General features: G+C 68.0%; 26 protein-coding genes and 1 pseudogene. 14 read left to right on the top strand and 13 right to left on the bottom strand.

What is annotated here, in order from left to right:
* Positions 1-77: 77 nt before the first annotated feature.
* The 5 genes from AB0J88_RS25695 to AB0J88_RS25715 all read right to left on the bottom strand — a co-directional run bounded on the left by AB0J88_RS25695 (position 78) and on the right by AB0J88_RS25715 (position 4,802).
* Positions 78-875 (bottom strand): class I SAM-dependent methyltransferase, encoded by a 798-nt coding sequence (locus tag AB0J88_RS25695; protein ID WP_364351730.1) that lies wholly within the window; start codon positions 873-875, stop codon positions 78-80.
* A gap of 650 nt (positions 876-1,525) precedes the next feature.
* On the bottom strand, positions 1,526-2,077 hold the full coding sequence (locus AB0J88_RS25700; RefSeq protein ID WP_364351727.1) for an NUDIX domain-containing protein: 552 nt from the start codon (positions 2,075-2,077) through the stop codon (positions 1,526-1,528).
* A 458-nt stretch (positions 2,078-2,535) separates the two neighbouring features.
* Positions 2,536-3,642 (bottom strand): 12-oxophytodienoate reductase, encoded by a 1,107-nt coding sequence (locus AB0J88_RS25705; protein ID WP_364351724.1) that lies wholly within the window; start codon positions 3,640-3,642, stop codon positions 2,536-2,538.
* Between the two features lie 42 nt (positions 3,643-3,684).
* Complete coding sequence (locus AB0J88_RS25710; protein WP_364351721.1) at positions 3,685-4,065, bottom strand: MerR family transcriptional regulator; 381 nt, start codon at positions 4,063-4,065, stop codon at positions 3,685-3,687.
* A 149-nt stretch (positions 4,066-4,214) separates the two neighbouring features.
* The gene (locus tag AB0J88_RS25715; protein ID WP_364351718.1) at positions 4,215-4,802 is read right to left on the bottom strand and encodes a helix-turn-helix domain-containing protein; all 588 of its coding nucleotides are present in this window, start codon (positions 4,800-4,802) and stop codon (positions 4,215-4,217) included.
* 42 nt (positions 4,803-4,844) lie between these two features.
* Between AB0J88_RS25715 and AB0J88_RS25720 the strand changes: the two genes are divergently transcribed.
* The 7 genes from AB0J88_RS25720 (at position 4,845) to AB0J88_RS25750 (ending at position 11,082) form a co-directional block, all read left to right on the top strand.
* Positions 4,845-6,113 (top strand): MFS transporter, encoded by a 1,269-nt coding sequence (locus AB0J88_RS25720; protein WP_364351715.1) that lies wholly within the window; start codon positions 4,845-4,847, stop codon positions 6,111-6,113.
* Complete coding sequence (locus AB0J88_RS25725) at positions 6,110-7,165, top strand: aldo/keto reductase (RefSeq protein WP_364351712.1); 1,056 nt, start codon at positions 6,110-6,112, stop codon at positions 7,163-7,165. The genes AB0J88_RS25720 and AB0J88_RS25725 overlap by 4 nt, the downstream gene beginning before the upstream one ends.
* Positions 7,166-7,810: 645 nt before the next feature.
* Positions 7,811-8,035 carry a S8 family serine peptidase gene (locus AB0J88_RS25730; protein ID WP_364351709.1) on the top strand — a complete coding sequence of 75 codons (225 nt, stop codon included), beginning with the start codon at positions 7,811-7,813 and terminating at the stop codon, positions 8,033-8,035.
* 89 nt (positions 8,036-8,124) lie between these two features.
* On the top strand, positions 8,125-8,610 hold the full coding sequence (locus AB0J88_RS25735) for a hypothetical protein (protein WP_364351706.1): 486 nt from the start codon (positions 8,125-8,127) through the stop codon (positions 8,608-8,610).
* Positions 8,611-8,999: 389 nt separating this feature from the next.
* A complete protein-coding gene (locus tag AB0J88_RS25740) occupies positions 9,000-9,782 on the top strand; it encodes a class I SAM-dependent methyltransferase (protein ID WP_364738031.1) in 783 nt (260 codons plus the stop codon).
* A gap of 250 nt (positions 9,783-10,032) precedes the next feature.
* Positions 10,033-10,398, top strand: a complete 366-nt coding sequence (locus tag AB0J88_RS25745) for a nuclear transport factor 2 family protein (protein WP_364351700.1) — start codon at positions 10,033-10,035, stop codon at positions 10,396-10,398.
* 72 nt (positions 10,399-10,470) lie between these two features.
* A complete protein-coding gene (locus AB0J88_RS25750) occupies positions 10,471-11,082 on the top strand; it encodes a hypothetical protein (protein WP_364351697.1) in 612 nt (203 codons plus the stop codon).
* A gap of 498 nt (positions 11,083-11,580) precedes the next feature.
* On the opposite strand, the pseudogene AB0J88_RS25755 reads toward AB0J88_RS25750, so the two are convergent.
* A pseudogene (locus AB0J88_RS25755) lies at positions 11,581-11,951 on the bottom strand (type II toxin-antitoxin system VapC family toxin).
* On the bottom strand, positions 11,948-12,454 hold the full coding sequence (locus AB0J88_RS25760; RefSeq protein WP_364351694.1) for a hypothetical protein: 507 nt from the start codon (positions 12,452-12,454) through the stop codon (positions 11,948-11,950). The pseudogene AB0J88_RS25755 and the gene AB0J88_RS25760 overlap by 4 nt, the downstream one beginning before the upstream one ends.
* Positions 12,455-12,831: 377 nt before the next feature.
* On the opposite strand from AB0J88_RS25760, the gene AB0J88_RS25765 reads away from it, so the two are divergent.
* On the top strand, positions 12,832-13,014 hold the full coding sequence (locus AB0J88_RS25765; RefSeq protein ID WP_364738033.1) for a hypothetical protein: 183 nt from the start codon (positions 12,832-12,834) through the stop codon (positions 13,012-13,014).
* A 347-nt stretch (positions 13,015-13,361) separates the two neighbouring features.
* Here AB0J88_RS25765 and AB0J88_RS25770 read toward each other — a convergent pair whose 3' ends face one another.
* Positions 13,362-14,414: a carboxypeptidase-like regulatory domain-containing protein gene (locus tag AB0J88_RS25770; RefSeq protein WP_364351691.1), complete on the bottom strand. Its 1,053-nt coding sequence runs from the start codon at positions 14,412-14,414 to the stop codon at positions 13,362-13,364.
* A gap of 115 nt (positions 14,415-14,529) precedes the next feature.
* Entirely contained in the window at positions 14,530-15,450 is a 921-nt protein-coding gene (locus AB0J88_RS25775; protein WP_364351688.1) for an AraC family transcriptional regulator, read from the bottom strand.
* Positions 15,451-15,525: 75 nt separating this feature from the next.
* On the opposite strand from AB0J88_RS25775, the gene AB0J88_RS25780 reads away from it, so the two are divergent.
* On the top strand, positions 15,526-16,542 hold the full coding sequence (locus AB0J88_RS25780) for an SDR family NAD(P)-dependent oxidoreductase (RefSeq protein ID WP_364351686.1): 1,017 nt from the start codon (positions 15,526-15,528) through the stop codon (positions 16,540-16,542).
* A 132-nt stretch (positions 16,543-16,674) separates the two neighbouring features.
* Here the strand turns inward: AB0J88_RS25780 and AB0J88_RS25785 are convergent, their stop codons facing one another.
* The gene (locus AB0J88_RS25785; RefSeq protein WP_364351684.1) at positions 16,675-16,887 is read right to left on the bottom strand and encodes a hypothetical protein; all 213 of its coding nucleotides are present in this window, start codon (positions 16,885-16,887) and stop codon (positions 16,675-16,677) included.
* A gap of 359 nt (positions 16,888-17,246) precedes the next feature.
* On the opposite strand from AB0J88_RS25785, the gene AB0J88_RS25790 reads away from it, so the two are divergent.
* Together AB0J88_RS25790 and ppk2 are read left to right on the top strand one after the other, a co-directional pair.
* Positions 17,247-18,794: a hypothetical protein gene (locus tag AB0J88_RS25790; RefSeq protein WP_364351682.1), complete on the top strand. Its 1,548-nt coding sequence runs from the start codon at positions 17,247-17,249 to the stop codon at positions 18,792-18,794.
* A 169-nt stretch (positions 18,795-18,963) separates the two neighbouring features.
* Entirely contained in the window at positions 18,964-19,833 is an 870-nt protein-coding gene (gene ppk2, locus AB0J88_RS25795) for a polyphosphate kinase 2 (protein WP_364351680.1), read from the top strand.
* 48 nt (positions 19,834-19,881) lie between these two features.
* On the opposite strand, the gene AB0J88_RS25800 is transcribed toward ppk2, so the two are convergent.
* Both AB0J88_RS25800 and AB0J88_RS25805 read right to left on the bottom strand, forming a co-directional pair.
* Positions 19,882-20,214, bottom strand: a complete 333-nt coding sequence (locus AB0J88_RS25800; protein WP_364351678.1) for a hypothetical protein — start codon at positions 20,212-20,214, stop codon at positions 19,882-19,884.
* Between the two features lie 203 nt (positions 20,215-20,417).
* Entirely contained in the window at positions 20,418-20,930 is a 513-nt protein-coding gene (locus AB0J88_RS25805) for a cyclic nucleotide-binding domain-containing protein (protein WP_364351675.1), read from the bottom strand.
* A gap of 233 nt (positions 20,931-21,163) precedes the next feature.
* On the opposite strand from AB0J88_RS25805, the gene adhP reads away from it, so the two are divergent.
* The 3 genes from adhP (at position 21,164) to AB0J88_RS25820 (ending at position 24,113) form a co-directional block, all read left to right on the top strand.
* On the top strand, positions 21,164-22,174 hold the full coding sequence (gene adhP, locus AB0J88_RS25810) for an alcohol dehydrogenase AdhP (protein ID WP_364351672.1): 1,011 nt from the start codon (positions 21,164-21,166) through the stop codon (positions 22,172-22,174).
* 624 nt (positions 22,175-22,798) lie between these two features.
* Entirely contained in the window at positions 22,799-23,248 is a 450-nt protein-coding gene (locus AB0J88_RS25815; protein ID WP_364351669.1) for a hypothetical protein, read from the top strand.
* Between the two features lie 355 nt (positions 23,249-23,603).
* Positions 23,604-24,113: a hypothetical protein gene (locus AB0J88_RS25820; RefSeq protein ID WP_364351666.1), complete on the top strand. Its 510-nt coding sequence runs from the start codon at positions 23,604-23,606 to the stop codon at positions 24,111-24,113.
* Here AB0J88_RS25820 and AB0J88_RS25825 read toward each other — a convergent pair.
* Positions 23,995-25,317 carry a helicase-associated domain-containing protein gene (locus AB0J88_RS25825; protein ID WP_364351663.1) on the bottom strand — a complete coding sequence of 441 codons (1,323 nt, stop codon included), beginning with the start codon at positions 25,315-25,317 and terminating at the stop codon, positions 23,995-23,997. The genes AB0J88_RS25820 and AB0J88_RS25825 overlap by 119 nt on opposite strands.

Below are 25,317 nucleotides of genomic sequence, written 5' to 3' on the forward strand. Positions count from 1 at the left end.
CCACGCCTCGAAAGGCCGCTAAAAGCAGCTAGCCGTCTACTACTCCGCAGCTGGCGTCCCGGGCGGCCTGCGTTGGGTCACGGTGGCTGCCTCGCGATCGCGAGCCGGGTCCGGTACTGCTTGGTGATTGCTCCGTCGTAGACGTCGTCGATCAGGTGGGAGATGCACGCGAACAGGCCGTTGCGTGCCTGCGGTGCCATGGCTCGATTGCCGGAGTAGGTCATGAGCAGGTTCAGATACTCGGGGCCTGTGTAGGTCTGCTGCCACTCGTACCGCCGGAATTTGACTGGCCCGAATCGTCCCGACCGATCGAACTCCGCGGCCTCCTCGGCGGTTTCGTCGTCGGTCGTCAGGCGCATGCCGGGCGGTGTTGTGGGGTCGAAACGTTCGTAGCATCGTTGTGCGTCGGCGAAGAAGGCGTTTGTGCCGCCGGCGATGTGGTGGGTCGAGACGATGCCGAGAGATCCGCCGGGCCGCAGCAGGTCAGCGGCTTTGATCATGCGCAGGTCGGGGTCGAGCCAGTGGAACGCGGTCGCGGAGAGGATCGCGTCGAAGGGTCCGTCCGCGGGCTGCCAGTCTTCGAAGGCCGCCGCGAAGACGGTCACATTCGGGAACTGTGCGAGGTTGCGTCGGGCGATGGCGGCCATGTCGGGACTGAGGTCCATCGCGACGCAATGGCATCCCAGTTGTGCCAGGGGCAGGGTCGCTTGCCCGGTGCCGCATCCGATCTCGAGTACCCGGGCGTGCGGACCGAGATCTGCCAGTGCCGCGAGGTCGGTGAACAGCTGGGGCGGATAGGTCGGACGGCATTGGTCGTAGAGTTCGGCGTCCTGGCCGAACGTGGTGCGCAGTGTTTCGCGGTTGGTGTCGGTCATAGTTGCTGGTCATCCCTTCAGGTCGCGCGGGCGGCTAACGGGGCAGGCCAAGGAGGAGCGGACGCATCTCCGGCGTCCGGAGGCGCTCACGGACGCGCCGGAGTCCGTCGAGTGCCGCCGTGCAGTTAACGGGTCCGGGAGAGTGACGCAACGGCAGGACCCTGGCGGGGCCATCGCTAGCCCAACGGACGACTTCTCTGCCAGGGATGGGGTCCTGGGGCACGTGCGGCGTCAGGGTCGTTGGTATAGCGGGTGCGAGCTTGGATGCCAAGTCCGAACAGATCGGCCAAGCGGCGAACGTCACCGCCGGTGGCGTGGACCTCGTCCAGGATGCGGTCCGGACACTAGCCGGCGGGAGCACGGTCGGTGGAGCTCTGCGTCCAGCTGTCCTGTGCGTGCCGGCGATTGTCGTCCGCCGGCAGGACGTCCAGCGAGTACATGGGCTTGTCCGGCCACGGGAACAGGACCCTGACGAGGCGAGGCTCGGCGGGAAGGTACTGATCAGCGCTCTGACGCGATCGAGCTGGCACCGGCTCGAATCGAGGGCGGGTCACGCCAAACATGGGAACGGGATTCGGTCAACCCTGACGTAGTGATCGTGGCAGCGTCGTGGCGTATGGGCGGTCAACGAGGACGGTGGTCCTGGGTGATCATCGACGCCGTACAGGCTGATCGACCTGGCCAGATTGCCACGCCAGCAGCCGGCGATACGCGTCCATGCCATCCGGCACCCAGGTCCATTCGGCAAGCCGTCGTTCCACCTCCCCGACGGTGAGAAAGGCGTGCCAGGCGACCTCGTCGGCCTGTGGGTTGACCGGCGACGTGCACCGTGTCTCATAGACAGCGGACCACCAGGCGTGCTCGGACGTCTCGTAGAGGAACTTGAACAGGAGTACGGGCGCGGGCAGTCCTGACACTCCCAATTCCTCTTCGGCCTCGCGGAGTGCTGCCTCGTCGTATGACTCGCCTGCGCCGACCACCCCGCCGACGAACATGTCGTATAGCGATGGGAATACGAGCTTCCGCGCGGTGCGGCGGTGGACGAAGATCCGTCCCTCCGCGTCACGTACGAGCACGAACACGCAGCGGTGCCGCAACCTGTTTGTGTACGCCTCCTGGCGAGGTGCCTGCCCCACCACCCGGTCGTGTTCGTCCACGATGTCCAGCAGTTCGTCCGCCGAGCGTGCCGGCTGATCGGTCATGAGGACATCCAACCGCAGTTGTGCGGCGGTCGAAGAGCCCAGTCCTGTTTCGGGAAGGGTGACTGATGGTGAATGCCGGCGCACGGTGGGCTCTGCACCTCGTGCATTCTCGCGGGGTCGGACCGCTGACCTTCGAGATTATCGTCGAAGAGGCGACCGAGGTCGTGCGCCGTTGGGGGGATGTCGCGCGCGACGAGCCCCCGTCCGAGGCAGGCGAGACACAACGGGGTCATGCTCATTGACATCAAGAGATCGGCGCCGTCGTCGAATACGCACTGGCCCTCGCCGTACCAGCGCGCGGGCCGCCAGCAGGGCTGTCTGACCGACGCCGCCAGCTGCCCACGTTCGCGGCCCAATCGGCATTCCGCCAACCAGCTACTACCGTTCGCATGGCTGTCATACCGTCGAGTGCAGTTTCCCTCGACCACTCGGATCGCTGAGGTTGGTCCGCGGGGGGATCAGTGGTAGCTGTCCTCGTGCTCTTTGCGGTAGTCGATGATCGTGTCGAGGTTCCCGTCTGCGGCGTTGGTGACCCAGGCTGGGTTGGCCAGCAGGATCCGGCCCAGCGCGACGAGGTCGAACTCCCCCTCCGTCACCCGTTCAACGAGGCCGGAAATCGACTCAGGGCCGCCTGGCTTCAGGAACTCGCGCGTCAGGGCCACCGAGCCCACCGTGATCGCCGGCAGGGCCGTGAGTCGCTTCGCCCAGCCGGCGAGGTTGAGGGCGGAGCCAGGGAAGACCGGTTGCCAGAACCGCCGTTGGGACGCGTGGAACGCGTCGGCGCCGGCGTCGGCGAACGCGGTCAGGATCTCGCCCAGTTGCTCGGGCGTCTCGGCGATGCGTGCGTCGAACCGCCGCTCCTTGAACTGCGAGAATCGCACGATGACCGGTCGGTCCGCCGGGAACGCGGTGCGGACCGCGCGCACGACCTCGGCCGGGAACGCCGCCCGGCGGGCCGGCGGACCGCCGTACGCGTCGGTGCGCCGATTGGTGAAGGGCCACAGGAACTCGTCCAGCAGGTAGCCGTGCGCGGCGTGCACCTCCACGGCGTCGAATCCGGCTCGGGCCGCCACCCGAGCGGCCTCGGCGTACGACTCGAGCAGGACGTCCATGTCGGTGAGAGTCATCGCGTGGCTGGCCGGACGGCCCGGCTCCCGCACCCCTGACGGCGCCCAGGCCCGCACCCCGTCCACCGGGTCACGCAGGCTACCCAGATGCCATAGCTGCGCGGCGATCCGGCCGCCCGCGGTGTGCACGTCGTCAACGACGCGCCGCCAACCGGCCTCGGCCGGACCGGCCGTCATCCGCGGCACCGTACGCTCGTGCCCCGCACTCGGGTGCCCGACCAATACGCCCTCGGTGACGATCAGCCCGACGCGCTGCTCGGCCCGGCGCCGGTAGTAGGCCGCGACCTCCGGCGTCGGCACGCCGCCGGGCGATCGGAACCGGGTCATCGGCGCCATGACGAACCTCGACGCCAACGACATGCCCGCGAAGGTGACCGGCTCCAACAACGGGGCCATCAGCTGGCCGGAAACGGGGCGTACGACGGTGGTCGATGTCATGGCGTCACCGTAGAACTTGACACCGGTGTCAAGGGCAAGCCCTCAGGCAGCGGCGCGGCCGCCAGACCCGGTGGGCCGATCGTCGACGGCCATGTCGGCAAGAACGTCGTCGAGCACCTCGACCGTGTGGGCCAGCCGCGCCATCTCGGCGACGATGCGCTCGCGTTCCTCGCGGAGCCGGTCGGTCAGCCACGACGTGCGGACGTCGGGGTTGGTCATGCACGGCAACAGCTCGTACATCCGAGTGCTGCTGATGCCCGCGTCGAAGAGCCGCTGGATAAGCAGGACGCGGTCGACCGCCGCGTCCGAGAAAACACGCTGGTCGCTCGCGGTCCGCGCCGACACGAGCAGCCCTTGCTGCTCGTAGTAACGGATCGACCGGGTGCTCACACCGGTCCGGGTCGCTAGTTCGCCGATCCGCATCGCTGTCCTCCGGTGCCCGAGACTGTGTCCACCGTACGACGAGATGAGTCAGAGTCGTAGTCCCGATCGGGTCTAGGCCCGCAACGCTCTGACAGTCGCGGATGGCGCAGCCTGACGGGAGGATCTGCCGGCTGCGTTGGGCCCTCGCGTCAGGGCTCCGCGGGAAATGCGTGAACGAAGGCAAGGACCGGACGCCTGTCGGGGGTGTCGTCGGGAGGCTGACGCCGTCGCCAAGCGAGCAGCAGCTCGTCGATTTGTCGCCCGAGCTCGCTGAGCTCGTCCGGGGTCAGCCGCAGCCACACGTGGCCGCTGTAGGCGCTGTCGTCCCAGGGCGCTCGTCGGGACTCCAGAAACTCGCGAGCTCGTTCGTATTGCCGCTCGAGCATCGCACCTTCGGCGGACGTGGCGGCGGCCTGGGCGGTGGGCTGATCGCGGAACTGGCCGATGGTCCAGCGCATGCCGCGGGTAACCAGCTCCCACCGGCGCTCTCGCCGATCGCTGCCCGCCGGCGCGGGAGAGACCAACCCGGCCTCGACGAGCACCTTGAGGTGATGCGACACGCTGCCGGACGCTAGGTCAGTCGCGCGCGCCAGCCCAGTCGTCGTCGATGGACCGTGCACGGCAAGGGCGTCCATGATCCGCGCCCGGTCCGGGTGGGCCAGCGCGCTGAGGGCGCGTACATGGTCGATCTGCCTGATGTCCGGTCGTTCCTCCTGCTTCACGCTGCGATCGTACAACCAAATTTGCGCAAATTTAGTTGCGGACCTAGTGTCGTGCGAGTGAAGCGTCTGCCGCACTCATTCCGCGTCCTCTGGCTCGGCGAAGCCGTCAGCCTTGTGGGCACGGCGACCTCGACGACGCTTTTGTCGCTGGTCGCGGCGGTCGAACTGGATGCCGGCCCAGGATGGATGGGCCTCCTGGCCGCCGCGACCTGGTCGCCTTGGCTGATTCTTGGATTGCCGGCCGGCGCCCTGGTGGATCAGATGTCGCCGCGCAGAGTGATGATCGGAAGTGATCTCGTCGCAGCCTGTGCCGCTGGTGCGGTTCCGGTCATGTGGATCACTGACACACTGTCTCTGCCATCTCTTCTGGTGGCCGCGTTCGTGCTCGGCTCCTGCGCCGTCGTCTTCCGAGCCGCCCTGCCGCGACTCGTGTACCAGGTCGTCGACGTCGAGCACTTCGGGGCAGCTAACTCGCGGCTTTACGCGACCGAGTCAGCCAGTACCGTTGTGGGGCCTGGCTTGGCCGGACTAATCGCGGAACTGGTTTCTGCCGCGCTCGGCGTGCTACTCGACGCGGTCAGTTTTCTGGCGTCCGCCGTCTGCCTGGCGCGGATACGTCTTGCCCCCCGGTCGTCCGGCGATGCCACTACCAAGCGCAGCGACGACACTCTTGTCCAGCGGGTCAGAGCCGGCGTCGCGCTCGTCGCCCGTGATCGTTTCTTGCGATATTTCGCCGGCCTGGCCGCACTCCAGAACTTCGGACTCACCGGCCTATTGTCGCTTCAGATTCTGTTCCTGATCGACGAACTGGCGGCGCCGCCAGGCCTGACCGGCGTTGTGCTCGCCTGTGGCGGGGCCGGCGGCGTGATAGGTGGCCTGCTGGGCCCATACTTCGCCCGACGGCTCGGCACGGCGCGGGCCCCGGTCGCGTTGCAGCTGATCAGCTGCGGCTGCTTGCTGGTGCTGCTGGCATCGCCCGGCGTGGGTGTCGCATGGATGGCGGTCGGCCTGCTTGTATGCGAGTTCGCGATCGTCGCTGACAATGTCGTCCGCACCACGTGGCGCCTCTCTTATGTCGCCGAATACTTCCAGGCCCGCGTAAGCACCACGATGCAGATGCTGGCGTTCGCGGCGATGCCCCTATCCGGGCTCGTCGCTGGCTGGCTGGGCCAGCAACTCGGCGTGCGCACCGCGCTCGCGCTCATGCTTGGTTCCTACGTTGTCGGCGCGCTCACGATGCCATTCGGGCCGCTCAGGGGACGACGGGATCTCCCCGCGTCACGCCTACCTTCTTCGTCGCCAGTTGAAAGGATCACTGCGTCATGACCATGAGCTACACGAAGCTAGGGCGTACGGGGATGACGGTGTCCCGTTTTGCGCTCGGAGCGATGATGTTCGGCTCAGCCGGCAACCGCGATCGCAATGACTGCATCAAGATCATTCAAACCGCGTTGGACCAAGGAATCAACTTCATCGACACCGCTGACATGTACTCGGCAGGCGAGTCGGAGTCGATCGTGGGGGAAGCCATACGCGGACGCCGGGACCAGGTGATCCTGGCCTCGAAGGGCCATTTCCCACTGGAGCAAGGGCTCAACAAGGGGGGAAACTCACGGCGTCACCTGCTCAACGCCGTTGAGGCCAGCCTGATGCGGCTCGGCACCGACTATCTCGACCTGTACCAGGTCCACCGCCCCGACTGGGACACGGACATCGAGGAGACGCTCGGCGTCCTCACCGACTTGGTCCGGGCCGGCAAGATTAGGGCGTTCGGAACCTCTACCTTTCCGGCGCACGAGATCGTCGAGTCCCATCGCGTGGCCGAAGCCCGCGCGCTCATGCGGTTTCGCACCGAACAGCCGCCCTACAGCTTGCTTGCCCGCGGCATCGAACGCGATGTGCTTCCGTTGGCCGAGCGGTGGGGCATGGGTGTGCTGACCTGGAGCCCGTTAGGCTTCGGCTTCCTCACCGGCCGCTACCGAAGGGGCGTCGAATATCGCCCTGAGGGCCGGGCCGCCCTGCGACCGGCATGGTTCGACCCGAACGACGCTGGCGTTGCGCGCAAGCTTGATGTCGTCGAGCAACTCGTGGCCGTCGCCGCGGATCTCGGCCGTCCACTGCCGGCGATGGCCATGGCGTTTCCTCTCGCACATCGAGCCGTCACCTCAGTCATCATCGGACCCCGCACTATGGAACAGCTACAGTCCACACTGGAGCACGTGGATCTCGAGCTCGATGACGACGTGCTGGACCGCCTCGACGTAATCGTTCCGCCCGGCACAGACGTATACAAACCAAACGGCGCATTTGTTGAGCCGTGGATCGAGGACGCCACGCGACGGCGACGGCTTCCCGCCCGCGCATCCCGCGTTGAATAGCGGTGTGGGGGCGCAGCGATGTCGGGGCGGTAGTGCCGATGACCGCAGGACGCCGCTCAACGTCTTCCTGTGACAGCGTTTGCCCATAGCGGCCACCGACCGAGGCGGCATGTGCGGCAGCGGCGCTCATCGGCGTCAACGCCCAACGCCGCCTCGGTCAGGGGTGATCCGGGCCGCGTGGGCTCCACCCCAGCTTCGCGCGCGTACGGCCGTGTTCGAACGCCGAAGCGAACGCGTCCTGACCCGTCGCCGCGCGGCACTTGGCGGTTGTGCGGTCCACGTCCGCCGCTCGTTCACCGGTAGGCAACGGTGCACCGACTTGTGCCCGCGGCGCAGCGGCGGGTCCGAGCAGCCGGGCCTGTGGTTGCCCCGAGGCGCTTCGGCGCCGGCGAGCCCTTCCAGCGCCACCGCGCGCGGGTCGCCCGCCTTGCGCGCCGCCGTCAGCCCTTCCAGATGCAGGGCACGGGCGGCCGCGTTGTTCGGCGATGAAACCCAACTCTGCGAGGAAACGGGCGATCGCCATGTCCGACACCAGCCGGTGCTCTGGGCGACACGAGTGATGGCGCACCGGGTGCAGCACGTTACCGGGCGCAGATAGCACTTCCGCCGCAACCGGCATGTTGACCTGGCGTTCCGGGCTGACCGGTGGCACGCCGACGTCGCTACTACCGTCTCTTCCAAGGTGGCAGGACTGCACCTGCGTCCTTCGGCGACGGCACGTCCTTCTCGACGCCCGACGTCTCCGGTGCCGGCGCTCGCTATCTGGCCTACCACCCGCGGGCCGGACCCGCACATGTCCGCCGAGCGATCGTCAAGTCCGGCAACGAGGCCTGGATTGGTGATCGTGGCAGGCTCCTCCATCATCTTTAGGTTGCTTTGACCTGGCACGGTTCCACATTGGATTACTTTAGGGCCGGGTTCGAGTCGCGCCTTGGTTGCTGCTTGGAAGGAGCGAGCTGTTGAGCAAGACCGTTGCGGTGATCCTGGATGACGAGCATTGGTTCTGGGCTTATGACGTCAGCCTGGCGGTGCTGTCGGTCGAGCTCATGCGACTGCTCGATCTCGGCACGTCGCCGGCCGGACTCGGCCTCGACGATCTCCGGTCCCGTCTGTTGAGTCCTGTTCTCGTGCCGGGAACCCTCGGTCTCGACCTTGTCGACCTGGCTGACCCGCAACGAGAACGGCTTGTTGCCCTGTCGACGGAGGCGGGACAGTTGTTAAGGGCGCGACCCTCGATCGCGGCCGCGGAAGCGGTCGCGTCGGCAGCGCGATACGTCCCCGACGTGGGACCGGATCTTCTCCGGGGCGCGACTTTCGTCGAGCCCGGGCCCGTCGCCGTCCTCGCCGACGCTGTAGTTGCTCTGGTCCGCGGAAAACTCCCGCCGCTACCTCCCGGAACTACGGCCTGGCTCTACGGCTGGCACGACGGCCCCATGGCGCTGTGAGGCGGATGCGTCGCCCGCCGATCGCCCAGTTCAGAGCCCGCACACCCGAACCGCCCCGCCGATCCCGAGCCCGACGCCCGATGCCTGGCATCCATCGACTGATGGTGGACGTGACCCTCAACCTCGGCGCCGGCCCGCGAACCCACGCGCACTAACCTGCCGCTATCCGGGCGCTAGGCGGAGTTATCCGCCGCCGCCACGGCGGCGGTGGCTCCTGCTGCTTGGCGCCGGCTCGCGGTTGGTACGCATTGGCACGTTATTGCGAATTTCCAGAAACGATCGGCTGGTGGGCGAGCGGCTGCACCCTGCCGTGCCGGGCATCGAGAATTAGGTGCCTGCCGCAGGAGCTGCGCTCGTACTCTCCGTTGGTGAGCGATAGCAATGACTACGTGAGGTTGCGAGAGATCTTCAACGAAGACGCTGCACGGTATGACCGTGCACGCCCTCGATACCCAGTGCGGATGTTTGATGATCTCGCTGCGGCCGGGGTAGCGCCTGGGGCAAGGGTGCTGGAGATCGGCTGTGGCACTGGCCAGGCGACGGTGCCGTTGGCTCAGCGGGGCTACCGCATCGTGGCTGTCGAGTTGGGCACGGACATGGCGGCTGTGGCTCGGCGAAATCTTGCCGCGTTCGACGCGGTGGAGGTCGTTACAGCGGCGTTCGAGGAGTGGCCCTTGCCCCGTGAACCGTTCGACGTGGTGTTCTCCGCTACCGCGTTTCACTGGATCGACCCCGCGGTGCGGGTGTCGAAGTCTGCTGACGCTTTGCGTCTCGGTGGCCTGCTGGCCACCGTGGGAACACACCACATCGCTGGCGGCACCTGGACCGAGGCATTCTTCGTCGAGATCCAGAAGTGCTACGAGCGCTTCGATCCGTCGACCCCACCGGGCCTGCGTCTTGAGACTGCTCGTGACATCGTCGACGACGATCGGGAGCTCACCTCGTCGGGTCGATTCGGGCCTGCGAGGTTCTACCGATACGAGTGGGAGCTGCCGTACTCGACAGCTGACTACCTGGATCTGCTGTTGACCTACTCCGGGCACCGTGCCTTGCCGGACGTGCAACGGAGCGCACTGCTGAACTCCATCGCGCGGCTGATCGACACGGACTACGGGGGTCACATTGTCAAGCGCTACCTGACTGAGCTGAGGATCGCCCAACGAGTCCGGTGAATCGCTTCGACCAGTGGCGGTTGGACTCAGCAGAGCGCCCGTGCCCCCGCTTGGGAGCCGGTTGAAGGGCGACAATGGCGTCCCGTGCAGGTCGGCTGCACGGGGCGTCCGAGATTCTGTGGGCGGAGCTCCCGTTACGGAGGGCCCTCCCGGAGGCCGGGCGGAGATCTGGATGCCCAAGCCGCGGGTGGAGATTTGAGAGTGCCGACGCGGCTTGCGGGCGGCGACCCGTCAGGGGATCGTGACGGGGATGGACGACCACGGGCCCATCCTCGCGACCGTCCGCGACTACTGGGAGGGATGGTTTGATGGCGACGCGGAGCGGATGGCGCGTGCACTGCACCCGGATCTAGTGAAGCGGGGCGCCGCGATCGATGGCACGCTCGGCAAGCTCACCGGGGTGATGACGGCCGACGACATGACCGGTTGGACCCGCGAGGGCGAGGGCATCGCGACCCGGCCCGTCGATACGAACTACGACGTCACAGTCGACGATGTGCACGACCAGATCGCCACAGTGACCGTGCGCAGCTCGATTTACCGAGAATATCTACATCTGGTGAAGACTACGGACGGCTGGCGGATACTGAACGCCCTCTACATGAATGTCTCGTGACGGCGGACTTGCGACCCACGACGCGATCGAGGTGACCGACGACCTGGACCTGGCCTCGCTGGTCCGGTCGAAGTGGGCCGGCGAGGCGACCTCAGCGTCGCTCCGGCGCTGCTCCTCGACGACGAGGAGCTGTTGGCGCGGGCAGAGGTGACCACGGTTAACGCCTTCGTGCACCGGACCGTGCGGGACCTCACCGGGCGAGTGCCGACCCCCATCGGCGACATGGACGAGCGGCAGGTCTGGCGGCGGGTGTGCCGGGGGCTGAACCTGCCCTGGACCGAGCAGTTCCTCGCCCAAGAGTTCCGGCACGTCATCCTCGCCCACAATGAGTTGCTGTCGATGGTCCGGAGCCTGCGTCTGGGACCGCTGATCGCCGTCCACGTGGTCAATACCGCGATGCGGATCATGTCTACCCGCTATCCAATGGAGCTGGTCCGCCGGCCACTTCCACCGGAGTTCGACCTGCGCAAGCTGCACCCTCTGACCTACAGCGACCAAGAGCACGAGACAGCGAAGACCATCTTCAACCAGCGCACTACCAGCACCGGTGACCTGGATGAGGAGGACATCGGGCCAGTCATGCAACCGCTGGCTGCCGATCAGCAGGTTCAGATCTTCACGGCCTTGTTCTTCATGTTCGGCAGCAAGGTCGGAGCGATGAAGTACCGCACCGGCATACCGTGATGGTGTGTTTCAGCCGAGGCCTCGGTGTCATTCGAGGTGGCGCAGTACCGGAGCATGCTCGGCGCCCAGCGCCGGTCGGTGATCGTTCGGATGGATTTAGCGGGTGGGCTTCAACGGGTATGCGCTGCCCGGGTCGATGACCGGCTCAGCGCGGCTGACGCGGCTTCGACGGCGGTGGGGCAGTGCCCCTCATCTTCAACGAGGTCGCCCGCGCCGAGCGCGATGCCGTCGCGCGATTCGCGCCCAGCGAGGTCCTCGCCGGGCTGCGCGGGGTGCAGTCACGTGAGCTGACCCGTCGTTAGACGCCGGCGCCGACCGGCCTGTCGAAGGCGATGTCATGTGAGCGCCGCCGTTGGCGATCCCGATCGAGTTGTACCGGGTGTTCAGCAGCCACCGCGAATACCCCGACGCCATCACCACACGGGCGGCCGGCCGCTCTGCCGGCGGCCTCACAGCATTCCGCGTCACCGACGTCGTGATCTGCCCGGCCGCCTTGCCCTATGCAGGAAGGACATCGACGTCGTACTTCTGGATGTGGGGATCGCGGGTGACCAGCGTCAGGCCTCGATTTGAGCTTGAGCTATCAGCATCCGGTCGAAGGGGTCGCGGTGGTGTGGCGGTAGCCGTCCTGCCGCTAGTCCGTGTTCGGCGGTGATGCTCAGAAGTCGGAAGCCGCTGTCGCGTACCTGCTCCGGAAGGTCGGACGGGCCGAGCTTGCCGAGTGCTTGTTTGATGGAGACTTCCCAGATGGTCGCTGCACTGACGTAGACGTCGAGTTCTTGGTCGAGGCGGTCCTTGATCTCGTCGGCGAGGGTGGGATCGTCGGCCAACCACCACAGCACGATGTGTGTGTCGAGGAGAAGGCTCATCTGGTCGAGCCGAAGTCGTCGGCGATGGCTTCGTTGACCTCGGCAGAGTCCCAGTCGTCAGACGCGACGATTCTGCCGTGCAGCGAGCCCCTGCCTGACCTGACCGCGCTGGGCCGGATCGACTGCAGTGCCGTGCGTGGGCCGGACTTGTTCTCGATCTGCCAGAAGGTCCACCCGTTGCGGTTGTCGTTGATGTCTGGGTTGTAGAGCCTGACCACCGCCCGTGCGGCGCCGGTCGGCGTCTTGAATGACCGGCCGGCGAGCGGACCGTCGATGATCTCGACTCGAGCCGGCGCGATGTATCGGGCACGCACCCGGTGTCCCTCGTAGTCGGCATAGATCGCGACAGTCTGGTCGGCGGCCTGCGGGCGCTCGGCTTCCGTCTGAGTGCTGCTCTCAAGTAGCCGACGCACGATCACGCCCTCGGAGAGGTTCGCCATCCGGGCGGCGAACGACACTGTGCGTTTGGTGTAGTCGTCAACCTCAATAGTTGCCATGAACATCGCCTCCAGAACCCACTGTGACGCAGACTGAGGAGGTACACAAAGCAAACACAGCATGATCAACGCTGGGCGATGCCTGCTCGTGCCTATCGTCACCTCACTGAGAGCAAGAACCTGCCCTGCCGAGGAATGAGGTCTGCGTCACGAAACGCTACAACCGCCGGATTCCCGCAGGCGTTGATGGCCGAAACCAACTTTGAGCTGCGGGAACGCATTCGCGTTTGGCCCCATTGGGTCGATCCAGTTCCGGGGCGATCCCTTAGGCCTCGATGGGAGCGGTCCGCGCCGTACGAGGTCAGGAATAGCTCGGCTAGGTCGCATGCGCGGTCGACGGGTATATAGGCCTGGTCGCCATCGGCCAGCAGCAGGCTCTTGTTCTGGGCGACGAGCTGGCACAGACGACGAGCCTTCCCCGGGCCGGCTGTTTCTACGATGGGCGGCGGCATGCGAGGAAGAGCTATCGCGCGGTCAAGTCCCTCGTGCGCAGGTTCGAGCCCTACCTCGACACGACTTTCATGACCCGAAACGCGCCCCCTGACGCGCAGACGCACAGGCCCTGAGCTGGGGCGGATACCCGTCGGGCGCAGGTTGATCTCGACGGCCGGATACAGCCCACAACGGCGCACCGTCCGCGCGGTTGTCCCTGGTCACGGACGTGTATGTCGGCGATTGACCGCGCCGCGGTGGTGCCAGGTGGGGTCGCTGGTCCGGGTACCTGCGCACGTGCGGGCGTGGGGTGTGGATCATGACTGTGTTGCACCCGTCCGGACCCGGCGCTTGGGCGCGCTCTCGCGCACTGACGCCTGGTGGAGCGGCGTGTCAGCTCGTCTGCGTTGTCTTATCGTCGTCGCGTGACCCACATGCGCGGGTCCCCGCACCAACTGGCCACCCGACAACCGTCGCGGTATTAGCGAGCAGGCCCGTCGATCGCCGGCCCCGTGTGCAGCACCGCCGTCGGTGCATCGCTCATGCCCGTCGCCGGTAGCTGAGTCGCCGCGTGCCCGGCCGGCTCGTCCGGCGTGTTCCGGCGTCGGGTCACCATCATCCCCAGCGCGCCCAAGCCGGCGGCGACCAGCAGGCCACCCAAGACGTACGGCAGCGAACCGCTGCCGTCGTTGCTGACAGCTTCGACGGCGGCGGGCAGTGTCGCTGCGGCTACGCTGCTCTCCGGCTCGACAGCCTCGTCCGCTGCCACCGTTGCGATGGGCGACGGCGGCGCGGCGACGGCGGCCAGGGTCAGCCGCACGCTGGCCGTGTCACCGGCCGAGCCCTGTACGGTCTTTCGGGTGGTGCGATAGCCGTCCAGGGCCGCGACGACAGTGATCCGGCCCGCCGCGATCGCCTTGCCTGCGCCCGACTTGATGGAGAATCGGCCGCTCCGGTCGCTCGTCGTACGGTATTCATGTCCCGCGCTGTCCCGCACGGTCAGGGCCACGCCACCGATCGCCTTTCCGCCGGCGTCGCGGACCACGCCGGACACCCCGTCCACGCCGGACGAAGGCTTGTCCCCGCTGGGTTGCGCACCCGCGCCGGGCTGTGACACGCCCGAGCCGTGGATGGAGACCATCTTGAAGTCGTAGCTGTTCTGCCCGCCGAGCCGCACGCCGACCGAGATGTTGAGGCCGAGGATCTCGCCCGCGTTCACCTGGGGCGCGACGACGGTGGCCTGGAAGTCCTTGCTCTGCCCGGGCTTGAGGCTCGGCTCCACCCGGCAGCCGGTCGTGCACGGCAACCCGCCACCGACCACCACGATGGCCGTTTCGGCCCTGCTCCCGGTGTTCGTGACGCGGAACTGCACGCGGACCATGTCACCGGGCTTCACGTTCTCCGCCGACACGCTCAGGATGCTGATGGGCGCCGGGGCGCCCGCCACGGGTCCCGCGGACACCGCGAGCGTCCCCCCGATCAGCGCGATCAATGCGGCCGCCCGGGCCCAGCTGGCACGTAAACGCGTCGTCACTTCCAAGCACCCCCGATCAGGCGACGTCTGCCGACGAAGCCGCGGGACACTATGCCGTGTCCGGGGTGGAGTGCGCGAATCGTGGGTCGCAGCAACCGCCGTCGACTACGCCGAGCTACTCCTCTCCCGCGCGGTACCGGTAGCGCAACGGCGACATGCCCACCTCGCGCTTGAAGGCGTTGCTGAAGGCGCTTTCGGACGCGTACCCCAAATCGGAGGCGAGCGAGCCCACGCGCACCTCGCCGTTGCGGAGGGCGCGCTGCGCCAGCAGCATCCGCCAACGGCTGAGGTACGTCAGCGGCGGCATCCCCGCGACCGTCCGGAAGCGTTCGGCGAAGGACGTGCGGGACATCGCCGCGGCACGCGCCAGTTCCTCCAGGCCCCAGGCCCTTCCGGGGTAGGTGTGCATGAGCGTGACGGCCGGCCGCAGCCGTTCGTCGGTCAGCACGCGTAGCCAGCCCGGCGGCAGCTCGACCTGGTCGACGTAGGCGCGCAGCACCTCGAGCAGCAGGAGCTGGCCGTACTGCCGGATCGCGAACGCCGAGCCGCTGCGACCACGCGTCACCTCGTCGAACAGGCGGTCGAGGGTTTCCCTCACGTCGGCCGCGGCGGTGGCCGACGCGCGCACGTGCGCGACCGGCGGCAGTGCCTGGAGCAGCAGGATCCGACCAGCCTGGTTCAGGTCGACGCGTACCCCGATGACGACGTCGTCGACGCCGCGGTCGAAACCGGCGAGACCGGTGAGAGGGTCGTGCTCCACGGGGCTGACCTCGCGCGCGAGCCCGTCGCCCGCGCCCCCTTCGAGCGCCAGCCAGGACCGACCGTTCACGATCGCCACGTCACCCGGCCCGAGCGCGATCGGACCGTCGACGCCGTCGGCGGTGAGCCGGGCGCTGCCGCTCACCATCGCGAACAGCTTCAACCGATCCTGCACCGGCGCACGCGACACCCACCGGCCGGTGGCTGCCACCCCGCCGGTCAGCAGCCCACGTACCTCGACGAGGTCCAACGCCTCGGACAGTTGATCGGCACCCATGGCTCGTACTATCGCGCAAGAAATCCGGACCGACAACTATTCAGCGTACGCGTGCCGCGGCGCAGAGTTGTTGGCATGACACAGCACACGACCCATCGGCAACACCCCATCGGATCCGGATTCAACGCGGCCTCGACCGCCGACGACGTGCTCGCGGGCATCGACCTGTCGGGCCGGAACGCGATCGTCACCGGCGGCCACGTCGGGCTCGGTCTGGAGATGACGCGGGCGCTGACCAAGGCCGGGGCCTTCGTGACGGTGGGAGCACGCGACCCCCGCCGCGCCACCGCGGCGCTGGCGGGCATCGAGCGCGTCGAGGTAAGCCGGCTCGACCTGCTCGACCCCGCGTCGATCGACGCGTTCGCCGGCAGGTATCTCGACTCTGGGCGCCCGCTGCACATGCTGTTCAACAACGCTGGCATCATGGCCGGCCCGCTCGTCCGGGACGCGCGCGGCTACGAGTCGCATTTCGCGACCAATCACCTCGGGCACTTCCAGCTCACCCTTGGGCTGCGACCCGCCCTGCGCGCCGGGCGCGGCGCCCGCGTCGTCAACACGACCTCCGGTGCGTTCCGGCTCTCCGGCATCCGCTGGGACGATCCGCAGTTCACGACCGGCGGCTACGACGGCCACCTTGCCTACGGCCAGTCCAAAACCGCCAACGTACTGTTCGCCGTCGAACTAGACCGGCGATGGGCCGGGGACGGGATCCGCGGCTACGCGGCGCACCCTGGCGTCGTCGTCGGCACCAACTTGGGACCGTTGCGCGCGGCAGGCGACGACCCGACCCCGTCGATGACCGCCGACCAGCAGCGAGCCTTCGGGTTGATCGACGAGTCCGGCCGGCCGGTCATCGATCCGGAGCGCGGCTTGAAGACGCCGCGGCAGGGAGCCAGCACGATGGTGTTCGCGGCCACCAACCCGCTGCTCGCGGATATCGGCGGCGTGTACCTCAGGGACAACGAGGTCTCACCCGTCGACGAGGTGGAACCGATCCGGGCGGGCCTGATCACCGACGTGGTCCCGCACGCCATCGACCCGGATTCGGCCCGCCGGCTGTGGGAGCTGAGTGAGGAACTGCTCAAGGCATAGCACCTGCGGCGGGATACCCGCCGCAACTGCTGTGCGGTTGGCACCGGCGGCGGACGTACACGTGGGCGATTGATCGGGCCGATCGCGGGTCGGCTCGACTCCGCTTTAAGCGGAACGGTTGGCGTCTTCGCGTCACCTGCGCGTTGGGTCGGGGACACCGGACAGGAAGGCCAGGCGCAGTTTGGTCTCGTCCTCGGTGTAGGCGGCCGCGGTGAGGATCACGATCTTGAGTTCGCTGTCGCCGTCGGTCATGACGTCACAGTCCACCTCGATCGGCCCGACCGCCGGATGCTCGACGAGCTGGCGGTCTTCGCGGTGCGCACCCACCGCGCCGCGGGCCCACAACTCGGCAAAGCGTTGAGTGTCCGCCGGTGAATGTCCGGATCAGCCTGGTGTCAAGACGCTCCCCTTGAGCTGCGGAAATGCGATCGAAGCGCAGGGCTATCTCGATGGCCGGATACAACCCACAACTGCGCACCGTCCGGGCGGTTGTCCCTGGTCACGGACGCCTACGTGGGCGATTGACCAGGCCGCACTGGGTTTGCCGGGGCGGGCAGCTGGCGTTGAACCTGCGCAGGGGGCGGCGTGAGATGTGGATCATGGAAGGCTGTCTTGGGTTTGGTCCTGTAGGTCAGACAGTCCACTGCTGATGACACCGGAAACGGGCCAACCGCTTGTTGATCAAGTTGGTAGCGTGCGCGGCTGTGACTGACAGTCCTGCTCCGCATTCGATATACAGGTTTCTGCACACGCAGCTGGCGGACGGCCATGACCTCGACGACGCGGTGCTCCCCGACCAGGAGGACGTCCCCGGCCGGGTCAAGTTCGCCGCCGGCGCCTGGGACGGTGTAGTCGGCCATCATGTCGCCAACACCGAGTCTGAACTTGTCGACGGCTTGTTCGCCGCGATCACGGCCGCGGCCGCCAGCGGGTTTGTCGCGCGTCGGCGGTATGCGCACCTCTACGAACGCGCGAAGAGCCCTGCGCTTTTGAGCGCGATCGACCCGCTGCTGGGCCGGATCCGCGAAAGCGGGATCGACGGCGTTCGTCTCCATGCGGTGGCCGTACGCCTGGCCACGGAATCCGCACATCGGGGACCCGTGAAGCTCGGGATCGCTCTGCTCGGGTTGTTTCCAGCCGACTCACACCGCGAGATACTTCTGACGCTGGGCCGCCATGAGGAGTTCACTCTCTACGCCGCGGTTGCACTCGGCAACGGCCAGGACGACTCCGATGACGATCTGTGGCAGCTTGCGAGGCAGGTACGCGGCTGGGGGCGGATTCATCTAGTCGAACGTCTCGCCGACACCGGACGACGTGACATTCTCGACTGGATTCTGCGTGACGGATTCCGCAACACGGTCATGGACGAGTACCTGGCGCACCTGGCCGCATCCCGGTGCGACCTCCTGGCCGCGTTGAGCGCCGACGACGTCGACGACGAGCTGCTGCGTGCGGCAGGTGATCTGCTGATGGCTCTGTTCAGAGGCGGGCCAACACGGGACATCCACGACTACGCCGACGGCGCCGCGGTCACCCACATCTACCTGACGTTGATGCAAAACCGCGCCTCGAATCTGCAGCACCTGCTGGCAATCGGTGCGATCCGCGACTTCGTCACCGGCTCCGAACCGAGCCAGGGGTGGCCCGACGGCGGCTGGGACCAAGCAGCGCGCTCGCAGTTCACCAGCGTATGCCAGCAGCTCATCGCCCGCCCCGAGTGGCCGCCCATGGCCGTTGACGCCTTGGAGTCTCCCGACCCGGTGACATCCTGGCGGGCCGAACGGGCCTGCGCCATTCTGGAGATCTCCACCCTGCACACGCTGCTCCGGCAACTGCGGGCAGAGCCGCTGGAATCGGGAAAGTGGTTCAGCGCCATCCGGCAGGCTGACCGCCAAAGCATCGATGACGTGATCGATCTGGCCGTCGAAGTCCTTCCCCTGGACGACGTCGCCACCGGCCCCGGCGAGGAACTTGGGCTTGGGCCGCGGTGGGCTGCCCACCAATGTCTTGATTTCCTCGTTCAAGACCTCGACAAGTGGCCCGGCGTCGGCTGGCCGCTGATCTCCGCGTCGTTGAGCAGCCCTGTCATCCGCAACCGGAACATGGCCGTGCGGGCCTTGGCCGCCTGGCCCCGAAGCACGTGGCCCAACGACGCGGAGTCGCGACTACAGCAGGCGATCAGCCTCGAGCCAGAACACGACGTCAAGCAACGAATGACCGCGGCTCACGAAGGCCGCCCTCTCGACTAGGGGACCGCTCGCCGTGCCCGAGGTCCGTGATCGGTCGCTCGGCGACCGGGGCAACCGGGGCTGGTTCGCGGGCCGACTGCCTCACGAATGAACATCCGATTGCGGCGGCACAACGTTCGGGCAACCGCAGGGCGCTACGGTGGCCTGGAGATAACGGAGGGTTAGTGCGATGGCCGGCAAGGATCGGGCGGGCAAGGGCATCAAGCGTCACGCGTCCGGTGGCGAACCCGATGGACGGATCAAGCGGCTGCCGCGCGCTGTCTACGAGACCGAGTTGTTCCGGCTCCAGGCCGAGTTGGTCAAGCTCCAGGAGTGGGTCCGCGTCGAGGGCGCCCGCCTGGTGGTGATCTTCGAGGGACGTGACGCGGCGGGTAAAGGCAGTGCCATCAAGCGGGTGGCCGCATACCTCAATCCCCGGATCGCCAGGATCGCGGCGCTGCCCGCACCGACCGAGCGGCAGCGCACCCAGTGGTATTTCCAGCGCTACGTCGAACACCTGCCAGCGGCCGGGGAGATCGTATTGTTCGACCGCAGCTGGTACAACCGGGCCGGTGTCGAGCGCGTGATGGGATTCTGCACCGAGGCCGAATATCAACGATTCCTCCACCAGGTCCCGGTCTTCGAGCGACTGCTCGTCGAGGATGGGATCTTGCTGCGCAAATACTGGTTCTCGGTCAGCGACGCCGAGCAGGAGCGCCGCTTCCACTCGCGGATGGAAGACCCGATGCGTCGCTGGAAGCTCTCGCCGATGGACCTGGAGTCGATCACCAAGTGGGAGGACTACTCCCGCGCCAAGGACGAGATGTTTGCCCACACTGACAGACCCGAGACGCCGTGGTACGGCGTGCATAGCGACGACAAGCGGCGGGCCAGGGTCAACATGATCGCCCACCTCCTCTCCACGGTGCCGTACTACGAGGTCGAACGCCCGACCTTGCGGCTGCCCGAACGCCCGGCCACCGGCGGTTACGAGCGACCACCGGTGGAGACGACGACGTACGTGCCCGACCATGCGGAGACGCTGCTGACCCAGAGCTGACCAGACCCCCGCCACGGCTGGACGGTGGGCCGTTCGGTCGAGACGGGCCTATTCCTCGGCGATGGTCTCCTCGACGGGCCGGCGTGGGGTCGGGCGGGCCGGTGTGACCGGGTATCCGATGCGCAGGACGGTCTGTACGACCATGCCACGGGCTGTGTCGGCGAGCAGGTCCCGCAGCCTCGGGATCTCCATCAGCTGGCTTAGCGCCGTGGCCGCCAACCCGTGGACCGTGGCCGTGAGCAGCAGCCGTTCGAGGGCGACGCCGGCCCGCAGCCAGTCGGCCTCGGTGTCTCCGGTGGTGTAGAGCAGCAGCAGGTTCGGCTCAGGTTCGAACGCGACGGTCGCGGTGGGGGCGCCGGTGGCCAGCCCGAAGTCGCGCATGGGCAGCGCCGCGTGCCGGTCGCGCGGGTGCCGCAGCGGCTGCGGCCAGGCACTCGTACAGCGCGCGGCCCGGCTTTCCGTCGACCAGCCGCCATGCGGACTCGGACATGCCGCCAGCCTCACCCGGTTCGGTCTCCCGTACCACGGGCGACCGGCACGACAGGCCGGGTCTTCCGACCTGGATCGGCGGCGTGCCGAGGGCTTCATCCGGCACTCGAGTCCGGCCGGCCCTCGACCCGCGCGTGCCGGGTCGCGCGTAGGCGGTCGGCGACGACGTGCAGAAGTGCGAGCGTAAGGGGGTAGCCGAGCGTCGGATCGCTGTCGCAGAGCTGGCGCAACGCCGGCCCGTCCAGGGCGACGGTCTGCGTCGTCTCCACGGCGACCGCCCCGAACTGCCACCGGTACGGCGGCAGCAGCCAGGACCAGCCCAGCGCGTTGCCCGCACCGAGCGTGTCGACCACGACCCGTCCGGGTCCCGGCAGGTCGACGTCGACCCGACCGGCGACGATCAACCAGAGCCGATCGGCCGGGTCGCCCGGGTGGAAGACCCGGCGGCCGGCGTGGAACATCGACCGGTGTGCGAGCGGCGCCAGGCGCCCCAGCTGCCAGTCGTTGAGGCCGATGAGCAACGGCTGCGCCCGGAGAAGGTCGAATACGGCGACGGTGTTCGCGTCCTCCGCATCCGAACCGCGCGGCGGTTCGCGGCTGGCGGTCATACAGGGCCTCCGTGGCCAGACGACGAAGCTGGTCCGTGCCACGATGCGGGCAGGTGCCCGCGGTTGGGTAGGCCCGATGGTCCCGGCCGATCGGGCCGGCTGTCCCCGCCCGGGACGCGGAACCGGTGACGGGTAGGACCTTGGGCCCGCGGAAGCCGGTCGACGGACCCTTACCGGCGCCGGGCCGTGTCGAGATGCTGAGTGCGGTGTTTCCACCCGTTGAAGGAGTACCCATGCGCGCGGCCGTCGTGACCAGCTTCGACAGTCCACTTCAGATCATCGACAGGCCGTTGCCGGAGCCGGGTGCGGATCAGGTGTTGGTCCGCATCGAGGCCAGCGGACTATGCCACACCGACATCCACGCCGCGCGCGGTGACTGGCCGGTCAAGCCAACCCCGCCGTTCGTGCCCGGGCACGAGGGCGTCGGCGTCGTCGAGCGGATCGGGTCCGCGGTGACCGCGCTCGCAGTCGGGGACCGGGTAGCGGTTCCCTGGCTCGGGTACGCCTGCGGCGTCTGCGGGTACTGCATCGACGGCCGCGAGACATTGTGCGAGGCGCAGAAGAACACCGGCTACTCGATCGACGGCGGCCACGCCGACTACGCGGTCGCGTACGCGCGCAGCGTGGTGCGGGTGCCCGACGGCGTGAGCCCGCTGGAGGCCGCCCCGCTGACCTGCGCTGGCGTCACCACGTACAAGGCGATCAAGGTGGCCGGGGTGCGGCCGACCGAGCGGGTGGCGATCTTCGGCATCGGCGGGCTCGGACACCTGGCCCAGCAGTACGCGCAGATCTTCGGCGGCGACACGATCGCGGTGGACGTCACCGACGAGAAGCTGGCACTGGCCCGCGAACTCGGCGCCGCGCACACGGTCAACGCGGCGAGCACCGACCCGGTGGCGGCCATTCAGGCGCTGGGTGGCGCCGACGTCGCCGTCGTGCTGGCCGCCGCGCCGATCGTGCTGGAGCAGGCGCACGCGGCGCTGCGCCGCGGCGGGCGGCTGGTGCTGGTGTCGCTGCCCAAAGAGAACACCATGCGGTTGCCGATCTTCCAGACCGTGCTGATGGGCATCAGCGTCATCGGGTCGATCGTCGGCACCCGCGCCGACCTGGCCGAGGTATTCGCACTGCACGCGGCCGGCCGCACCCGGGTGGAGTTCGAGACCCGCAAGCTCGACGACATCAACCAGGCCATCGACGACGTCCTGGCCGGCAGGGTCACCGCCCGGGTGGTCTTTCAGATGTGAGACGCGCGTTGCGGCGCGATCTGGCGACGGCGGTGAACAACGCGTGGCTGTCGCCGGAGCATCCGCTCGCGGCCCGCGCGCTCCGGTGCTGAGGGAGGCGGTCAGCGACGCGGCCGACGGCGGTGCGCAGCGCCGGTGTTCCGATTCCTCATGGCGCACACCTGGGCGCCGTTGCCGTGATCGCCGACGTGCCCGAACTCACCAGCCGACAGGAGAAACACCATAACCGCATTCGTCATCGAAGACCTACGCGCCGAGCTGGACATCCCCCAGGACGGCACGCTGTCCAGCCCGGCTGCCGCACAGCGTCCACGCCGTCGAGCCCACCCTCATGTTGCTCACCATGCTCGCCGCCCCGCAGCAGACCCGGATGCCCTGTAGTGGCCAGCACCTTCGTTGACGCGCAAAGCCCGGCGTCGGTCAGCGCTGTCACGGGGTTGGCGAAGAACCGGTGGACTCGTTCCTGCGTCAAAGCTGCGGCCTGCGCGACTGCAGCCACCCTGGCGTGTGACCGCGCGGCATCACGCGCGGCGGCGGTGTCGCAGCCCTTTGGCCCTTCAAGGGAAGTGCGTCAAAAGATAGGCTCCGACGGATATGTTGGTTGCTGTGCTGGAGGAGGTTTTCGTGCGCGCGAGAACCGTTTTCACCGCCGTGGTCGTCGCCGCGGCGCTGGCCGCCGCCCCGGCATCGGTCGGCTCGGCGGCTCCCGCCGACCCGACGGCACCGACCGGCTGCGTGCCTACCGATGCGACCGGCCGGCCGATCCAGCTCGGGCAGGCCGACAACGGGCGCACCATCTGCCTGCGACGGTGGCAACGGCTGTACGTCACGCTCGCCGTCGACCCGGTGCGATATCCCAACCCGTACAACTGGTGGACCCCGGTCCAAGCCAGCGGCGGCGTCTTGGTCGCCCTGCCGCTGCCGGCGCCCCCGCCGCCCGGCACGACGGCGGCCGCGTACCGGGCGGTCCAGCCCGGCCGTGGCGGCCTAGCCTCGTACCGGGACGTCTGCCCGCCCGAGATCCCGTGCGGCGCGCCGGTCCTGCCCTGGCGGGTGACCGTAGACGTGAACTGATCCGGACGGCCCGGCTGGCGGGTCGATTGGGGATCATGCCAGAGAGGATCGGCCCGCTGCGAGGCTGCGCCTCGTGGAGCTGGCCGGGCTCGGGCCGACCCCTGTTCGCCGCCGTGCTGCTGGCCGACCTCGGCGCCCAGGTCGTCTGCGTGGACCGGCCCGGCGCGGCCGCCCGCCGCCCGGTGACCTTCCCGACGACTCGCTCAGTGGCAGGCGGTTCCATCGTGGTCGATCTCAAGAGTCAAGTTATTGACAGATGTCTATATAGCGGGCGACAATGCTGTCGCCGTCCTTCTACTCCGCGCATGGGCGGTTCCCGCCGTACCTGTAGCTGACCCACTCAAGGGAGTTCGCGATGAACAGACTGCGGCTGGTTGCTGTGATCGCCCTCGCCGTCGTCACCTGCCTTCTGACGACGTCGGCCACGGCGCACGCGAGCGCGGCGTTCCCGTTCAGAGCTGACTCGGGCGACAGCTGCCGTTACGGCCGCACACAGGGCAGCCTGATCTGGCGGTACAGCACAACCACCCCGATCCGGCCGATCGCGCTGGATGCCCGCGGCACGCTGGTCGACCATCCACTGCCCGACGCCTGGGGCTTCCTGTGCCGCGACGACGGCTACTACTCGGTGGCGGCGTTCGTCGCATACCTGAACAACGGCTCGACCCAACGAGCCGAAGCCCGAGCCGACAACGCGGTCGTCAGCTTTGACTTCACCGTCGGATCGGACACGACGACCGCCGGTATCAGCCGGGCCAGCGTGCAGGTGTGCCGATCGCCGCTGTCCGGCACCGGGCCCAGCTATTGCGGCCTGCCGCAGCACTACGCTCCCGTGGTCTACGACCCGCCGCCGCCGATCGTGTAGACCGCGACGGACGGGCTGCCGATGAGGGTGTCAGCCCCGTCGCGGTGAGCGGTGAGCGATCCAGGCCCAGTCGTGGCGCCGGGTGGGCCCACGGTGGACGTGGCCAGGGCTGGGGACATAGCCCGAGTCGCGGGCTCACACGTCCCGCGTAGACAGCGGTCGCCGCCGTCACCTGGCCGACGCCGGTTGGACGTGGTGGTCGATCATGGGAGGTTGGCGGGTTCGACGGCGGTGATTCGTTTGAGGTGAACCAGCGTTCGCCGTCGCGGAGGCGGCACCATGCCAATAGGGAGCCGTCGGTGAGTTCGATGTTGTCTATGGTGCGGTTGCTGGGGTTGCCGTCCCGGTTGACGTAGCTGATCGTCACTGGTTGGCGGTGGTCGATCGCGTGGGCGAGGATTCGCGCTTCGGTCGTCGTCAGATTGGTCGCGGACAGGCGTACCGCTTCCAGCGACGGTGTGAGCGGTATCAATGTCTCGTCGGGCGCGGCGAGCAGCTTCCGGGCCAGGTCGGCAGGTTGGGGGCGGGTGACTGCCTGGCGCGGTCTGGCTGTCCGGCTTTTGGCGGAGCCGTTGGCGCGTGCCTGGCGGGGCGGGTCAGTGGATGCCCGGTGGTCGATCACCCGTTCCACGATCGGGGTGCCGTCGGCGGCTTCGGCAACGGGCGCGTAGCCGGCGTTGCGGAGCGCGGTGAGGACATCCTGTAGCGGGGCGTCGGCGGCGAGCACTGTCGGGGCGAGCTGCCGCAGCCCGAGGGCACGCAGCCGGCGGTCCGCGACGATCTCGTTCAGGAGAGCGGTGTCTTCACTGCGCAGGCAGCAGGCTACGGCGCTGGCCCGCACGGAGCCGTGTTGGCGGGCGACATCGGCGACCAGGTAGCGCAGCGGTTGCGGCAGCTCGCCCGCCGAGATGTCGGCGAGTGCGTCGAGCAGGCTGCTGGCGGTGTGTCCGGCGTCGAGTGCCCGCCGTACGGTGGCCGGGCTGAACCGCCACGTGCGCGCGACCCCGCGGGTTTCGGGATCGGCGGCCACGTCGAGCAGCGCGCTCAAAGTGGCGTCCGGGCTGCCGGAGACGACGGCGGTGAGGTCGGCCTGTAGCCGGGCGTGGTGCTGGGTGGTGCCGATGTCGGCGAGTACAGCGGTCAGGTCGTCTGCACCGCCGAGCAGCGCGTGGCCGGCCGCGGTGACCGCTCCCGCGCCGGTCAC

The sequence above is a fragment of the Asanoa sp. NPDC049475 genome (genome assembly GCF_040676915.1).
GTDB lineage: Bacteria > Actinomycetota > Actinomycetes > Mycobacteriales > Micromonosporaceae > Asanoa.